16 protein-coding genes are annotated in these 14,882 nt (G+C 62.4%); 4 read left to right on the forward strand and 12 right to left on the reverse strand.

What is annotated here, in order from left to right; translation table 11 throughout:
- Nucleotides 1-295 precede the first annotated feature (295 nt).
- On the reverse strand, nt 296-1,747 hold the full coding sequence (locus CSZ94_RS18170; protein ID WP_102122797.1) for a class I SAM-dependent DNA methyltransferase: 1,452 nt from the start codon (nt 1,745-1,747) through the stop codon (nt 296-298).
- A 178-nt stretch (nt 1,748-1,925) separates the two neighbouring features.
- Here CSZ94_RS18170 and CSZ94_RS18175 point away from each other — a divergent pair, with 178 nt between their 5' ends.
- Nucleotides 1,926-2,525: a recombinase family protein gene (locus CSZ94_RS18175; protein WP_102122798.1), complete on the forward strand. Its 600-nt coding sequence runs from the start codon at nt 1,926-1,928 to the stop codon at nt 2,523-2,525.
- A 452-nt stretch (nt 2,526-2,977) separates the two neighbouring features.
- Here CSZ94_RS18175 and CSZ94_RS27690 read toward each other — a convergent pair whose 3' ends face one another.
- On the reverse strand, nt 2,978-3,436 hold the full coding sequence (locus CSZ94_RS27690; protein WP_146009838.1) for a hypothetical protein: 459 nt from the start codon (nt 3,434-3,436) through the stop codon (nt 2,978-2,980).
- A 730-nt stretch (nt 3,437-4,166) separates the two neighbouring features.
- Here CSZ94_RS27690 and CSZ94_RS18180 point away from each other — a divergent pair.
- Nucleotides 4,167-4,373 (forward strand): dodecin, encoded by a 207-nt coding sequence (locus CSZ94_RS18180; protein WP_034753599.1) that lies wholly within the window; start codon nt 4,167-4,169, stop codon nt 4,371-4,373.
- Nucleotides 4,374-4,388: 15 nt separating this feature from the next.
- Here CSZ94_RS18180 and CSZ94_RS18185 read toward each other — a convergent pair whose 3' ends face one another.
- On the reverse strand, nt 4,389-4,700 hold the full coding sequence (locus CSZ94_RS18185) for a hypothetical protein (RefSeq protein WP_102122799.1): 312 nt from the start codon (nt 4,698-4,700) through the stop codon (nt 4,389-4,391).
- A gap of 162 nt (nt 4,701-4,862) precedes the next feature.
- Here CSZ94_RS18185 and CSZ94_RS18190 point away from each other — a divergent pair, with 162 nt between their 5' ends.
- Together CSZ94_RS18190 and CSZ94_RS18195 are read left to right on the forward strand one after the other, a co-directional pair.
- Nucleotides 4,863-5,237, forward strand: coding sequence for a hypothetical protein (locus CSZ94_RS18190; protein ID WP_102122800.1), 375 nt, complete (start codon nt 4,863-4,865; stop codon nt 5,235-5,237).
- A gap of 211 nt (nt 5,238-5,448) precedes the next feature.
- Entirely contained in the window at nt 5,449-6,438 is a 990-nt protein-coding gene (locus tag CSZ94_RS18195; protein ID WP_102122801.1) for an EDSAP-1 family PEP-CTERM protein, read from the forward strand.
- A gap of 17 nt (nt 6,439-6,455) precedes the next feature.
- Here the strand turns inward: CSZ94_RS18195 and CSZ94_RS18200 are convergent, their stop codons facing one another.
- From CSZ94_RS18200 to CSZ94_RS18240, 9 genes are read right to left on the reverse strand one after another with little or no spacing between them, the layout of a single operon-like run.
- Nucleotides 6,456-7,499: a LytR C-terminal domain-containing protein gene (locus CSZ94_RS18200; RefSeq protein ID WP_102122802.1), complete on the reverse strand. Its 1,044-nt coding sequence runs from the start codon at nt 7,497-7,499 to the stop codon at nt 6,456-6,458.
- A gap of 11 nt (nt 7,500-7,510) precedes the next feature.
- The gene (locus CSZ94_RS18205) at nt 7,511-8,449 is read right to left on the reverse strand and encodes a type II secretion system F family protein (RefSeq protein WP_102122803.1); all 939 of its coding nucleotides are present in this window, start codon (nt 8,447-8,449) and stop codon (nt 7,511-7,513) included.
- Nucleotides 8,450-8,463: 14 nt separating this feature from the next.
- Nucleotides 8,464-9,441: a type II secretion system F family protein gene (locus tag CSZ94_RS18210; RefSeq protein ID WP_102122804.1), complete on the reverse strand. Its 978-nt coding sequence runs from the start codon at nt 9,439-9,441 to the stop codon at nt 8,464-8,466.
- A gap of 11 nt (nt 9,442-9,452) precedes the next feature.
- Nucleotides 9,453-10,799, reverse strand: a complete 1,347-nt coding sequence (locus CSZ94_RS18215; RefSeq protein ID WP_102122805.1) for a CpaF family protein — start codon at nt 10,797-10,799, stop codon at nt 9,453-9,455.
- 50 nt (nt 10,800-10,849) lie between these two features.
- Complete coding sequence (locus CSZ94_RS18220) at nt 10,850-12,019, reverse strand: AAA family ATPase (protein WP_102122806.1); 1,170 nt, start codon at nt 12,017-12,019, stop codon at nt 10,850-10,852.
- A gap of 52 nt (nt 12,020-12,071) precedes the next feature.
- Nucleotides 12,072-12,686 carry a TadE/TadG family type IV pilus assembly protein gene (locus CSZ94_RS18225; RefSeq protein WP_102122807.1) on the reverse strand — a complete coding sequence of 205 codons (615 nt, stop codon included), beginning with the start codon at nt 12,684-12,686 and terminating at the stop codon, nt 12,072-12,074.
- The gene (locus CSZ94_RS18230) at nt 12,676-13,158 is read right to left on the reverse strand and encodes a TadE/TadG family type IV pilus assembly protein (RefSeq protein ID WP_102122808.1); all 483 of its coding nucleotides are present in this window, start codon (nt 13,156-13,158) and stop codon (nt 12,676-12,678) included. Before CSZ94_RS18230 ends, CSZ94_RS18225 begins: the two co-directional genes overlap by 11 nt.
- Nucleotides 13,155-14,582, reverse strand: a complete 1,428-nt coding sequence (locus tag CSZ94_RS18235) for a pilus assembly protein TadG-related protein (RefSeq protein WP_102122809.1) — start codon at nt 14,580-14,582, stop codon at nt 13,155-13,157. The genes CSZ94_RS18230 and CSZ94_RS18235 overlap by 4 nt, the downstream gene beginning before the upstream one ends.
- Nucleotides 14,572-14,874, reverse strand: coding sequence for a hypothetical protein (locus CSZ94_RS18240; RefSeq protein ID WP_146009839.1), 303 nt, complete (start codon nt 14,872-14,874; stop codon nt 14,572-14,574). The genes CSZ94_RS18235 and CSZ94_RS18240 overlap by 11 nt, the downstream gene beginning before the upstream one ends.
- Nucleotides 14,875-14,882: the final 8 nt, after the last annotated feature.

A 14,882-nucleotide genomic window follows, 5' to 3' on the forward strand; every position in this document is an offset into this window, starting at 1 on the left:
TAGCAAGAAGTGGACGATGCCAATACGGGACTGGAAAGCGGCACTGAACCGCTTCGCCATCCAGTTTGAAGACCGGGTACCGCAGACTTAAACGAAAAACCGTTTACACAGAATTCAGTACACCCCCCAGGAATGATCAATGCCTCACAGTCGCGAAGGAATCTGGCGCTACGCTTTATTATTTTTGATCGATCAAAAAATGCGTATTCACCATCAGGAATAGCATCCTTCGTATCGGACTTTCCACTTTGTATCGAGCACAGCTCTGCCATCGGAACCGTTTGCCACCCGCCCCTCATAGCAGTGCCTTGATATTCGCCAGAATCTCAGCGCTCTCCGAATCGAGCGCCGCAATCTCATCCATGATGTTCTGCGGGCTGCGATGCACCACCGCTTCACCGGCATCTGGATTCTTCACTGACAGGTCGAACGTGGCCTGATCAATGCCTGCCGCTTCCACATTCCAGCTCTTTCCAGAATCCGCAAAGGTCTTTTGCAGCTCCACAAATTCACTCAGGTCCGCATCGTTAAGCGGATTGGTCTTGCCCATGTTGCGACCAGGATCGAGCTGGTAGTACCAAACCTTCTTGGTAGGCGAGCCCTTTACAAAAAATAGCACCACGGTTTTCACACCCGCGCCCTGGAACGTGCCTCCGGGGCAGTCCAGCACGGTATGCAGATTGCAGCTTTCCAGCAGCAGCTTGCGCAGGCTTACGCTGGCGTTATCGGTGTTGCTGAGAAACGTGTTCTTGATAACGATGGCAGCCCGGCCACCGGCTTTTAGCGACTTGACGAAGTGCTGCATGAACAGGAAGGCAGTCTCGCCGGTTTTGATCGGGAAGTTTTGCTGCACCTCCTGGCGTTCCTTGCCGCCAAAAGGCGGGTTGGCGAGAATTACGTCGTAGCGGTCTTTCTCCTGGATGTCATTGACGTTCTCGCCCAGCGTGTTGGTGTGGATGACATTGGGGGCCTCAATGCCGTGCAGGATCATGTTCATGATCGCAATGACATAAGCCAGGCTCTTCTTTTCTTTACCGTAGAAGGTCCTGGTTTGCAGCGTGGTCAGATCGGCGGCTTTGGTCGCCTTGGGACTCAGGTATTCAAAGGCCTCGCACAGGAAGCCTGCCGATCCGCACGCGGCGTCATAGATGCGTTCGCCGATCTTGGGGTCCAGCACCTTTATCATGGCGCGAATCAAGGGGCGTGGCGTGTAGTACTCCCCGCCGTTGCGCCCGGCATTGCCCATGTTCTTGATCTTGGCTTCGTACAGGTGCGACAGTTCATGCTTTTCGGTCTGGGCACGAAAGCGCAGTTCATCCACTCGTTCGATTACATCGCGCAGGTTGTAGCCGCTTTGGATGCGGTTTTTGATCTCGCCAAAGATTTCACCGATCTTGTATTCGATGGTGTTAGGGCCAGTGGCACGCTGCTTAAAGCCTGCTAGATAGGGAAACAGCTTGCGGTCCACGAATTCCGTCAGGTCGTCGCCAGTCAATGCGGTATTGTGGTCTAGCTTACCGTCTGCCGTTTTGGGTGCGGCCCAAGTCTCCCAACGGTAGGCCTTGTCCAGAATGAAGGTGTACGCCTTGCCTTCCAGCTCGGCCTCGGTAGCCTTGTCCGCCTCCAGTGCGTCCAGGTATTTCAGGAACAGCAGCCACGATGATTGTTCGGTGTAGTCCAGTTCACTGGTGCAGCCTGCATCCTTGTGCAGGATATCGTCGATATTCTTAAAGGTTTGTTCAAACATTGTTTTATTTTCTTATCCTTGGGTGCGAAAGTCCGCAGGGTGTAGCTTAACTCATGTGTGGCAGTACGGAAACGATCGTTTTCGTACTGCCGGAAATCTAGTGTCCGAAGAATAGCTGGTTCGATATCGGGTATGCATTACAATTAGTACACCCATTTCGTACTAACTTGGCCGGCCAATGTCCCGAACTTTCATTTATGCACGAGTGAGTACCGTCGATCAAAACACCGACAACCAGATACCTGAAATCGAGTTCGCTGGTTTCGCCGTAGACAAACGTCGGATCGTTCGCGAAAGCATTAGCGGTAGCGTTGCAGCCGCTAAGCGCCCGCAGTTTGCTCGCTTGCTTGACCGTCTTGAGCCTAGCGATGTGCTAATCGTGACCAAGTTGGACCGGCTTGGTCGTAACGCCATGGACGTTCGGGCCACAGTTGAGCACCTTGCAGCCAATTCTGTTCGTGTGCATTGCTTAGTGCTCGGCGGCGTCGATTTGACCAGCGCTGCTGGCAAGATGACTATGAGCGTGTTAGGTGCAGTGGCCGAGTTTGAACGTGATCTTCTGGTGGAGCGAACCCAGGCGGGACTGGCACGTGCGCGTGCTGAAGGAAAGACGTTAGGACGACGGCCGGCGTTGACGACAGCGCAGCAAGCTGATGCGATGGTACGCCTCTTGGCTGGCGAGTCAGTGGCCAAAATTGCCCGTGACTACGGTACGACTCGCCAGTCCATCATGCGAGTACGCGCGAAGCACACTTCAGTCGATGCAGTCGGCTCCTGACATTAGGGCAGTCGCCTTCTGAAAATGACAGCATTCGTCGCCAAGCACCAATGTGCACGTAAAACCCTGTCGGACCGCTGGGTATTCAGAAACGGTACTTTAGAGCATTTCCGTCACCACCCGAAGTGCTCAGCTGTAGTTTTAAGCTTAGCGTACTATTTTTTCCGAATTCTGTGGTCACCCCAGACATGTTTCAGTCGGTGCAACCGACTCCTGACATTCGAGCAGTAGTCTTCTGAAAATAACACCCGAGTCAGATTAGCATCGCTTTCTGCATTGCCTGACGCCCTCGCGTCATGGTCTGTGGCCTCAATCTGACAGGCATGGGGTCATGCCAATACTTAACCTGGTTTTCTGTTCCACTGCACGTCAGATCCCATCTACGAAAAAATGTATTACGGGGACTGCTTTTGGATAATCCAGGCGATGAAGCGGTAGTGAGCGAAAGGATGTCATCGCCGCCGTCCACTTCCATAGCTTCCAGGAAACATAAGACGTGAATCTAAGATATCCTCACTTTTATCAACATCTCGAATACGATTAGTTATCAAAGGCGCGGAGCTCCTTTGCGTTTGAGCAGGGGCAGGCCCAGCTAACTGTTCGAGAAGCGAAACTTTCCTTAACTTTGGCTGCTTTCCTGCATCATAGACAACCTCGAAGTTTGGTTTAAGCCTCGAAACAAGAGCTGCTCCCTCTGCTGTTCCGTGTAGAAATGATATTAAAGAAATAAGTCTGGTTGAATTTCTGTGCACGCTGTGCTGATCGAACGCCACCTGAATTGCGCGCTGCAAGAGTTCAGAACCGCACAGTTTACGTTTGTTGATAAAAATCATGAGATCAGGATCGAGGAGCAGACGAAATAAATTTTGGATCGCCTTACTGTCGTTTTGGTTTTTTCCTGCCTCCATCATATCTCCTTGTCGTTCAGACTCGCCAGCCGCTAATAATTTGGTCTAGTAGCGACTGACAGCCTCGTCTTCTACAAAGTACCGCTTTTGGCAGAAATCAGAAGTTGCCTTCGGGCGATTGTACCGTACAGGTATTGTGAGCGAAATCAGCGACGAATGCGAGCAGAGCAGTTTCAAACGCGAGCCGTTACCTATAGTTTCATAAGCGCACAGCTAACACGACGGCACTGAGCAACGACGACGCACGCGACCACCAGAGACGGCCGCTCTCACCAAGTGCGGCGCCGGCACCAGCTCCCATAAGGAGCTTCCAATTTCTGATGCCGCCTCCCAGTTGCTCAGCCGCACCACCCGACCTGTGGACGTCCCGGCGCGAAACTCGGCGCGAACTAAGTGCGGCCGTTGTTTTTCGATTACAGCCTGAGACACCTTATTTTTTGTTGGTATTTTTGTTGGTATCAATCTGATTTTTTCCTATTTTTCATAGGAGAATATGAAACCGGCAGTCGCACCAGAATTCAGTAGAAAATCAAAGGGTTACCCGCTTCGGTTGGTAGCCCTTTTTTCTTTTCTACCGCCTGTGGAAGCCATCCAGGACACTGGAAAGCATCGTCATCCAGGTTGACGCATTGCTGCACCGCGCAATGACTGCCAGCACATTTAGGCGCAAGATGAGCACGTGCTTGCGCAAAGCAGGCTCCCGATGTCTGGCTTGCCTACCTGGGGAAACATCATGTCCGCACACACTTACAAATTGATCGAGCTGGTCGGCACATCGACCGAGAGCAGCGATCAGGCGATACGCGATGCCATTGCCAAGGCGGCGCTGACGGTCAAGCATATGGACTGGTATGAAGTGACCGAATCACGCGGCCATATCGTCGATGGCAAGGTGGCGCACTTCCAGGTCACGCTGAAGGTCGGCTTCAGGCTGGAATAATGCAAGGCGGCGCGCTCACCGCCGCCCAGGCACTCCCCGGCTCTCCAGCCACTCCCGGCCGCCGGCCTCCAGCGCGGCCTCGATCATCTTTTCCGGCAAGCTGTAGACGGTTGCCCAGCTGGCGCGGCCATCCTGCGTATTCGCGGGGAAACTGTGCGTCTCGATGGGCCAGTGGTATTTGCGTTTGAGCGCTTTGACGATGGCGGCCAGGGAGACGCGGCCTTGCAGGGGTTCGGCGCCGGACTGGTCGCGGTTCGACAGCAGCACGGCCAGGACCTGGCCGCGGCCCGTGCGTGCGCCGGGGAAGGTGGGGGTTTTGTTTGCCATGGCCTATTTTACCGGGCAATGATCGGACGAGATACGCTGTGCCGCACCTTTGATCTGGCGCAAGCGCCGCATCGGCTTCGCGGCCACGATGGGTATTTCGCCAGGCGTGCCGGCGCCCCTCCGGCAGCCTGGGCCACTCATCACGGGGCACAGGAGCCTATCATGCACAGCCTGAACATCCACGCCATGCTATGGCAAGCCATTGCCGATATTTCCGCCGTCGACCCGCTGCTCCCCGAGGACTTGGCCTGCTTTCGCGCATTGCGCGACGTACTACAGCGCTATGGCGCGCTCGAGCGCTTCGGCATTTACCTGATCCACCGCCATGTCGACATCGCCGACGATGAGGAGCTGATGGAATACACGGATGTGGAGCAACGCACCTTGACGGTGAAACCTGTCAAGAAAAGCGACATCGACTGGCAGCACACGACCATTACCAACTGGAAATTGACAGAAGGTGAGGAAGTGGCGCGCATCGGTTGCGGTTGCGCAAGCAATTCGGGTGGCCACCTGGGCTATCACCGCGGGACCTGAGGCGAGCCGACGCCGTCCGCCAAGCGGCGTCGGCCTTTCTTACACCAGGCCCTATGCAGCCCGGTCCGCTTTGCGCAAGCAGTTGATTCAAATTGCTTTTTTTGTGTGGCATGCAAGCTGCTTATCTGTGTCTACGAAATGAATCCAGGCAAGTCATTCTGGATTCTTTGTCCGCCGGATTTCCCGAGACTGACCACGATAAGAGGCTGCGATGAATGTCGATCACACACGAAGCAAGACCCTGGGCTGGCTGGGCGCGCTGGCGGCGGCAAGCCTGCTGGCCAGCGGTCAGGCGCAGGCCGGCGCCTACGGCCTGGCCGTCAATGAGTTGAACAATTTCCGCATCACCACCAGCACTGGCGCGCTGTCGCTGACCGGCGCCAACCGCAATGCCAGCGACAGCGCCTTCTTCGAGGGTGGCGTAGCCGTCAATCCGCGCGCCGTCAATACCGGGCCGGCCGCCAACGCCGACGTGCTGCAAGTGTGTTCGGGCGGCGGCTGCAGCGGCTTGCCGCAAAACCACTACGCACCCAGTCCCAGTTCCACCTTGGAATTCGCGCGCGGCGATGCGCACGCCTTCGGCAATATGCTCAAAGGCGGCGCCAGCGTGCAAGCCGTGGCGGAAGCACAGCGCAACACCGTCGGCGCCGCCACGGCCATGGCCGCCGACACGCTCACCGGTTCCGTCAACCTGACCCTGTCGAGCGCCGGCTTCATCACCTTCAGCTTCATGGGACGGCGCGACCTGCGCACCAGCGTGACGACCTCGGGCGACAAGTCGAGCGTGTCGATCATGGATATCTTCAATATCTCCTGCAACAGCGCCAGCCCCGTCGGCTGCCTGTCGAACGCGAATGCCGATGGCGTGATCTTCCAGTTCGCCCCCGACGGCAACCCGAACAATGGCAGCGACATCAACGGCAACCATGGCGCCGGCAGCCTCGACCCTTTCAGCCTGAACTTGACGGCCGGCACGAATGACCCCGCTACCGGGCGCACCTTCACGAATGGCTTTGCGCTGTTTTCCCTGACCTCGAATTTCGCCATGCCCGCCGGCAGCTATACCTTGAACTTTTCCAAATCCACGCGCACCGACATCGTCGTCATCGATCCCCTGGCCGTGCCGGAGCCGGGAAGCCTGTTCCTGCTGGGCCTGGGACTGACCGCCCTGGCCTTCACGCGCCGCCGCCAGCCGACATAGTTACTGGCAGGGGCGCGTTAGCCCAGCCGGGCCAGCGCCTGGCGCGCCAGCTGCAATTGCTGCAGATAATAGCGGTGCAACACGACCGGGTCACTCAGGTCGCGCCCCAGTACCAGGCGCAGCTCGCTGACAGGGCAGTCGGCGGCCTGGGTCGGCACCTGCGTCCCCAGCTGGCGGGCCAGTTGGCGCGCCGCCTGCTCTTGCGCGGGCCGGTATTCGACGCGCGTGCGCGCTACCTGGAAGCTGGTTTCATTGGCCAGACGCACCACTTGCACGGAACCGCCGGCCAGGCTGCGCGCCAGCGCGGCTGCCATGCCCGGCACGCCGTTGCCATTCACAATTTCCAGGCGCGGATGTGACGCACCAACCGCCGCCACGGACCGCGGCGGCGCGGCGGCGGGCACGCGCCGCAGCTGGGCCATACCATCGTTTTGCGTGATCTCCACCCGCGCCATGGCGGGCGCATCCTGCACCGGCGCAGGCGCGGACACCAGCTGCGGCGGCGCCGCGTCGCGCAACAAGGCCAGGTCGCGCCGCAAATCATGTTCCTGCAAGCTGGCCGCCTGGCGCTGCATGAGGGCGGCGCGCTCGTGCTGTCCCAGGCGCTGCAGCACCTGCGCCAGATGCCGCCAGGCCAGCGCATTGAGCGGATCGAGCAAACACGCCTGTTCCAGCGCAGTCAACGCTTGCGCGTCGCGTCCGCTCAGATAATAGGCATGACCGAGATTGCTGAACAGGTAGGCCTGCCGCGGCCGCGCCATGCCCGTTTCCTGCGTCAGCGCCTGCCACTGGGCGATGGCAGCGTCATGCTCGCCCCGTTGCGCGTGCAGCACGGCCAGGCCGTTGCGCGCGTTCACGTGGCGCGGCGCATGGCGCAACGCTAGCGCATAGGCAGCCTGCGCGGCGGGCAGGTCGCCCCGCTCGAAATGCTGGCGCCCCGCCACATAGGCGGCATGGGCGTCAGGCCATGCCGGCACCGGTGCACGGGCCAATTGCGTGGTACAGGCGGCCAGGCCCAGGCAGGCACAGGCGGCGGCCAGGCGGGAGAGCGTCATGCGCATGGTGACTCCTTTCAGCGACTGGCCATGGCCGGCACGAGCACGCGATAGACTTCGATCACGGCCGGCCCCATGAGCACCAGCATCAGGGTGGGAAAGACACAAAAGATTAGCGGGAACAGCAGTTTCAGGGCGATCTTCGCCGCCGCCTCCTCGGCCAGCAAGCTGCGCTTGCTGCGCAGATTTTCCGAATGTACGCGCAGCGAATCGCCCATGCTGGTGCCGAAGCGTTCCGATTGAATCAGCATGGCGACGAGGGTGTCTACATCTTCCACGCCGCTGCGCAGGGCCAGATTGCGCAGCGCCTTTTCCTTGGAAAATCCGGCGCGCATTTCCATCAGCACCAGTTGCAATTCCTGCGCCAGCACCACGCTTTTGATGTGGATTTCGCCCGACACCTTGACCAGCGCGCGCTCCAGGCTCAGGCCCGCTTCCACGCACACGGTCAGCAAGTCGAGCGCATCGGGGATGTTTTCGAAGATGTCGCGCTGGCGCCGCTTGGCCGTGCTGGCCAGCACCAGGTTCGGCAGGTAGTAGCCGATGGTGGCGCTGACGCACAGCAGCAACAGCAGCACGCTGCGCAGCTGCGCCGCCATGGCGCTGGCCGCATACAGGCCCAGCACGGTGGGAAACAGCAGGGCCAGCACGGTCTTCGCCGCAAAGTACAGGGCCGGCGCGCTGGCTTGCCGCCAGCCCGCGTTCATGAAGCGCGTGCGCAGCGGTGAGCGTTCCCAGCCCTCTTCCGGCAACGACAGCTTGCTGAACGGCTGCGCCACGCGTGCCACGCGCTCCACCCAGCCATGCTCGGCCACCGCGTCGCTGGCGGCCGGCGTCATGGCGCCAAACAGGCGCTGGCGCAAGGTGCCAGGAAAGAAGATCAGCCATGCCAGCAGGGCCAGCGCCACGACCACGACGAAGACAATCACGAGAAACAGCAGTTGCGAACCGTTCATGCCACCCCCTGTTGTTATATCCTGATACGTATCACATTGCGCATCCAGACCACGCCCAGCGCCACCATGCCGGCCGCGTACCACAGCAGTTTGATGCCGCTGGGATCGGTCCACAGCAGGCGGATGTATTGCGGGTTGACCAGCGCCATGACGCCGATCATCACCACCGGCATCAGCCCCAGCACCCAGGCCGACATGCGCCCCTCGGCCGACAGCACGCGCACCTGCCCCAGCAGTTTCAAACGGGCGCGGATGATGCGCGCGATGCTGACCAGCACTTCGGCCAGATTCCCCCCCGATTCGCGCTGCACCAGCACGGCGATGACGAGGTAGCGCAAGTCCGTCAGGGGAATGCGCGCGGCCAGGTTTTGCAGCGCCTCGTTCATCGGCACGCCGTAATTGATTTCTTCATGCGCCATCTTGAATTCACCGCTGATCGGCTCGCTCAATTCATCGCCCACCATCTGCAGCACATTCGAAAACGAGTGGCCGGCGCGCAGCGCGCGGGCCAGGAAATCGGCCGCCTCCGGCAATTGCGCCTCGATCTTTTTCAACCGCGCCGCGCGCGCGCGCAGTACGAACAGGCTCGGTCCGCTCACAGCGCCGGACAGCAGCAGCAAGGCGCCAGGCAAGGGCATGGGCCAGACCGCCAGCAGCAGCAAGGCCGCCAGCAACAGGGCAGCAGTGACGCCGATGAATTGCGCCACCGACCAGGACAAGCCCGATTGCAGCAGCAGGTGGTCGAGCTGCGCCGCCTGTGGCGCGCGCCGCAGCAAACGCTCCAGGCCGGGCGCACGCGCATAACGGCGCTGCTTGAGGATGGAGACCCGCTCGCCGCCCGCCTCGCCGCGCGCTGCCATCAGCCGCAAGCGGCGGTTAATGCGTCGCGCCGCGCCGCCATGCGTGCCCGCCCACCACAGCCAGGCCCCTTCCACCATCAGGATGCAGGCGGCAAACAGCAACACGGCGAAACCATAGAAGACCAGGTCCATGCTTGCCCTCCTTATTCGTAGATGCGGTCGGGATCGAAGACACTATCGGGTACCGGCGCGCCGAACATGCGCAAGCGTTCCGTAAAACGGGGGCGCACGCCGGTGGCGCAAAAGTGGCCCAGCACCTTGCCTGCGGCATCCACGCCCGTCTGTTCGAAGCGGAAGATTTCATGCATGGCGATGATGTCGCCTTCCATGCCCGTCACTTCCTGCAGACTGACCAGCTTGCGCGCGCCATCGGTCAGGCGCGACACTTGCATCACCACCGTCACGGCCGAACAGATCTGCTGGCGCGTGGCGCGCGGCGTCAGGTTCACGCTGGCCATGCCGACCATGTTTTCCAGCCGCGCCAGCGCATCGCGCGCCGTGTTCGAGTGAATGGTCGCCAGCGAACCCTCATGGCCAGTGTTCATCGCCTGCAGCATGTCGAGCGCCTCGGCGCCGCGCACCTCGCCCAGGATGATGCGGTCGGGCCGCATGCGCAGCGCATTGCGCACCAGCGCGCGCTGGCTCACTTCGCCCTTGCCCTCGATATTCGGCGGCCGCGTTTCCAGGCGCACCACGTGCGGCTGGCGCAGCGCCAGTTCGGCCGCATCTTCGATGGTGATGATGCGCTCGCTGCCGGGAATGAAGCCGGACAGCACGTTGAGCAGGGTCGTCTTGCCGCTGCCCGTGCCGCCCGAAATCAGGATGTTGACCTTGGCCTGGCCCAGCGCCTGCAGCACCTGCACCATGGGCGGCGTCAGGCTTTTGTAGTCGAGCAGGTTGGCGATGCTCAAAGGCTGCACGGCAAAGCGGCGGATCGACAGGATCGGGCCATCGACGGCCAGCGGCGGAATGATGGCGTTGACCCTGGAGCCGTCCGGCAGGCGCGCATCGACCATCGGGCTCGATTCGTCGACCCGCCGTCCCACGCGCGAGACGATCTTTTCGATGATCTTCATCAGGTGCGCATTGTCGTGGAACGTCACGTCCGTCAGCTGCAAGCGCCCGCCCCGCTCGACATACACCTTGTCGCAGGTATTGACCAGAATGTCGGACACGCTGGCATCGGCCAGCAAGGGTTCGAGCGGGCCAAAGCCCAGCATCTCGTGCTGGATGTCGAGCACCAGGCTATGCCGCTCATGCTGGTTCAGCACGATGCGCTCTTCCTCGATGACGCGCTGCACCAGCAGCGCCAGCTCGTGCTTGAACTGCTCGGCCGTCAGGCGTTTCAGGCGTTCCAGGTCGATACGGTCGAGTATCGTCTGGTGCATGGTCTTTTTCAGCTCCTGGTAGGCGTGCAGCGCCAGCGCGCCCTGCCCATTGCTGGCGGGGCGCACTGTTTCATTCGCCGCCAGGCGTTCGCGTAAAGTCATCTCGGCTCCCATGATGGCCCCCGGCGGGAGCCTTGACCTATCTCCCTGTCCTAGGCCTCGCTGCGGCTGAACAAACGGTCGAACAGACCGCGGCTTTCCGTCACGCGGCGCGCCGTCACCAGCTCCACCAGTTCGGCCAGGCTGCGCGCCACGGCGCTGGTGCGCGACAGCTGCAGCAGCGCGATGCCCTGGTTGACGGAGTCCGTGGCGGCGACATAATCGTTGGGCACCGTGTGCACCACTTCCGCGCCCAGCGCCTGTTCCAGGTCGGCCAGGCGCAGGCGTCCGCCCTTTTCATAGCGGTTGACGATCAGCCGCAGGCGCTCGCCCGGATAGCCGAGCGAGCGGAAAATGTCGAGCAGGCGGCGCCCGTCGCGGATGTCGGGCAAGGCCAGTTGCAGCACCGGGTAGATGGCGTCGGCGTTGTCGAGCGCGCGCAGCGACAGCGCGTCGATCTGGCGCCCCACGTCGAGCACGATGTAGTCGTAGTGCTGGCGCGCCACGGCCAGGATGCGGTCCATGTGCTCGGGCTGCATGTCGACCTTGTGCGCGGGGTCGTCGGCCGCCGCCAGCACGCCGAAATTGGGCGTCACATGCACCAGGCACGAGGCAAGAAAGGCGCCATCCATGCGCGCGATCTGGGCGCAGATATCGGACAGGGTCATGGCCGGCTTCTGGTCCGAGACATACAGGGTGGCGTCGCCGAACTGGCCATGCAGGTCGATCAGCAGCACCTTGCAGCCGGCCAGGCTGGCCAGCGCGTAGGAAAAATTTGTCGACAAAAAGGTGGCACCGCTGCCGCCCTTGCAGGAAATGAAGGCAAGGACCTTGCCATCGCGCATCTGCGTCACGCCGGCCTGGATATCCACGCGGTCCATCGCCTCATGCAAGGCCTTGTGCACCAGCGGCAGTTGCAGCACTTCGCGCATGCCGGCGCGCATGGCGCGGATCAGCACATCCTGCTGCTGGCCGCGCGTGAGCAGCATCAGCACGGCCAGCGGATACTGGCGCGCCAGCCGTTCCAGCAAGTCCGCCTCGTCGGCGTCGATGCCGCTGGCGTCGACGATCACCAGCTCGGGCGCTTCAGGCAGCATGCGCTCGACGGCATCGCGCAGGCCGCTGCGCCGCTCCAGCAGGCGCAACACCGGCATGCGGGCCGCGCCCTGCGCCGCGATTTCATCGTGCAAGCTGGCGTCGCGGGTAATCATCAGGGCTTTCATCACCACTCCTTCATTCAAGACAGTACATTCGGCTGCGCCAGCGGATCGACGCTCATGGACAAAAACCGGGATTGTCCGGATAGCCCAGCGACTCTGCCACCGCCATGGTGGCCCCGCTGGGCAAACGCACGGCCCCTGCGCCGGCGGGAAACATCATCCCCAGCAGCGGCAGGACGGGACGGTACGGCACCCTCTCGCAGCGCGCGCCATCGCCGGGCACGCACAGGCGCGCGCGCACGAAGCGGATGCAGCTGGCGCCATGCGGGTCGTCCAGGCAATTGATGCGATTGCGTTGCGGACACCCTGGCATCACCGTCACCGGCACTGCCGCCAGCGCGGCGCCGCCAGCGGCCTGCGACAGATAGTCGATGCGCACATACGCGTCGCTGATGCCGCCGCCCAGCGGCAGCGCGCCCGGCGCGGCACGCAGCACGGCGTGCGCGCGCGCGGCCTGCAAGGCGCCGGCATTGCTGAAATCGGTGACGGCGGCGGCGCGCGCCGCGCGCCGGGTGATCTCATGCACCATGTTCCACACGTAGACGGCGCGCGCCACTTCCAGCAGGGCAAACAGGAAGAGGAAGAACAGCAGCGCCAGCATGGCGAACTCGACAGCGAAGACGCCGCCCTGGCGCTGCCGCTGGATGTGCCGGCGCAGCTTAGTTAACATAGCGCAATGTCGCATTGGCACGCAGCGGGATCGGCGCCAGCTGCGGCAGCCACTTGCGCGTCAGCTCGGGCAGCATATCGACGGGCATGTGCACGGTCACCTTGATGCGCACCTGCAGCGGCGCCGTCGGATAGCTGCCGCAGCTATAGGAATCGTCGGCATACACGCATTCCACGCTGACCCGGTACGGCTGGATGTCCGGCCAGCTTTCGGCCATCGCCTCGACCACCATCTGCCGGGCAAACACGGCGCCCTGGTTCGCCATCTCGCTCTTGGCAATCTGCGGCAGCGGCATGGTCGCCAGGTAGCGCGCCGCATCGTGCGTACTTTTCTGCAGGGCCGTGTACACCAGCAGCGCACGGCCGAACAGCAGCACGAAGGGCAACAGGCCCATGAAAAAAAGCAGGATCAGGGCCAGCTCGATAGCGGCGACACCATCCTGGCGGCGTGGCGTGCGGCAGGGTGGCTTCATTGCAGCAACTCCGCGGGACCTTCCAGCGTGCCCTCGGCAACCAGGCCGTCAAATTCGGCGCTCAACATGCCATTACCCGCCGGCGCCGTCATGAAGAAGCGGCCGATGCCCCGCACCTGCGCCAGCACGTCGCTGCCTGCCGGCACGGGACAAGCCAGCAAGGCGATGTGCAGCGCGCGCCGCAACGGCACGCCCGTGTTGCCGGTGGGCGCCGTCTGGTAAGCCAGCGTCTGGTATGGCGGCGTGGCAGGATAACCGGACTTGGCGGCCGGCGCGGCCGGGCTAGCCGGATACAGCTTGGGCCAGTCGCTGGTGGCAAACGGTAAATAACCGCCGGGCGGCTTCACGCTGCTGTACCTGACCGCCCGGCCAAACGACCATAACGGTCCATAGCTGCCGAGCGCCGGCGGCGTGGCATTCGATTCCGGATCGGCCACGGACAGCAGCGGATTGCCGGTGCTCAGGGCGCCGGGTGCGTCGGGCGTGTTCGTCATCCACCAGTTCACCGCCGTATTCGGATACGCGCGGATATTCGTGTCGGGCGGCGCCGTGACGGGATGGCAGCCGCTGCCCGCATGCTGGTTGAAGCGCGCGTTGAAAGCCGGCCACAGTGCGGCGGGAAAGGGCCGGTGCACGTGCACCGACGCACTGCCGATGCGCGGGTACAACACCGTGCCGCTGCAGACAAACGGCAGCACGCTCGACTCGCTGACCTGCAGCGACGAACCCAGCAGGCCCGGCCGGCCCAGCGGATTGAGCACGAAATGTTCGGCCGCCGGGCCATGCGGATTAAGCTTCAACAAGTTATACGCCACGCCGCGGCGAAAGCCATATTCCAGCAGCTCGACGGCCGGCAGCAGGGCGGCATTCGTACGCGGGCTGGCAGCACTGCCCGACAAGGCGCAGATGGCCAGCGGGGTCAGGTGCAGGCTGGACCGCCCCGCCACCGCGCGCGCGCCAGTCTCCAAGGTGCGCAACGCCGGCGACCAGGCGCCCAGGAACGCCGTCGCCACCCGCCCCAGCGATGGCTCATTGGCCTGCGTATCGACGCGCACGAACAGCGCCGTGGCTGGATCGGGCACGGCGCCCGCCGCATGCCACTCGCTGGCGGGCGCGTCGGGTGCGCTGGCGAAGCGGATGCTGGCGTCCGACAGGACGGCGCCCTCCATGCGGCGCCGCCATGCGCTCCTGTCGGCCGCACTGCTCTTGGCTTTTTCCACGGCAGCCAGCAGGCCCTCGGGCGTACCCACCAGTTCGGACGCCGCCGCCAGCGCCGCGTTGTCGGCCAGGTTCTGCAATTCCGTCTTGCGGCCGATGACCTGCCCCACGTCGAGCGCCAGGCCGATAAAACCCAGCACCACGATGAGCAGGATGGAAAAGGCGATCAGCATCGCCCCGCGCTGGCGCTGGCGTCTATTTGCCATTGCCGCCTCCCAGCATGAATTGCACGGGCTGCGGCGCCTGTCCGTTCGGTTCGGCAAACGAGGCACGGTAGCGCTGCATCACGGCGTGCGCACTGGGGCCATCGAGACCATCGGCCGGCGTGCGATTGCCGGCGCTGGCCGGATCGCGCACCTGCTGCGCCATGGCAAGGCGCACGGCGTCGCCGAAGCGCCCGTCCAACTGCGGCGTGCTGCCGTGCGCGCAGGCGGCCAGCTGCAGTGCCAGCAGCAGCGCCGCCAGCTGCCGCAGCGACATCAAAAGCGAGTTCGGCATGGCATGTC

Origin of the sequence: Janthinobacterium sp. ROICE36 (assembly GCF_002869965.1) — a bacterium.
In the GTDB taxonomy this organism is placed as follows: domain Bacteria; phylum Pseudomonadota; class Gammaproteobacteria; order Burkholderiales; family Burkholderiaceae_D; genus Janthinobacterium.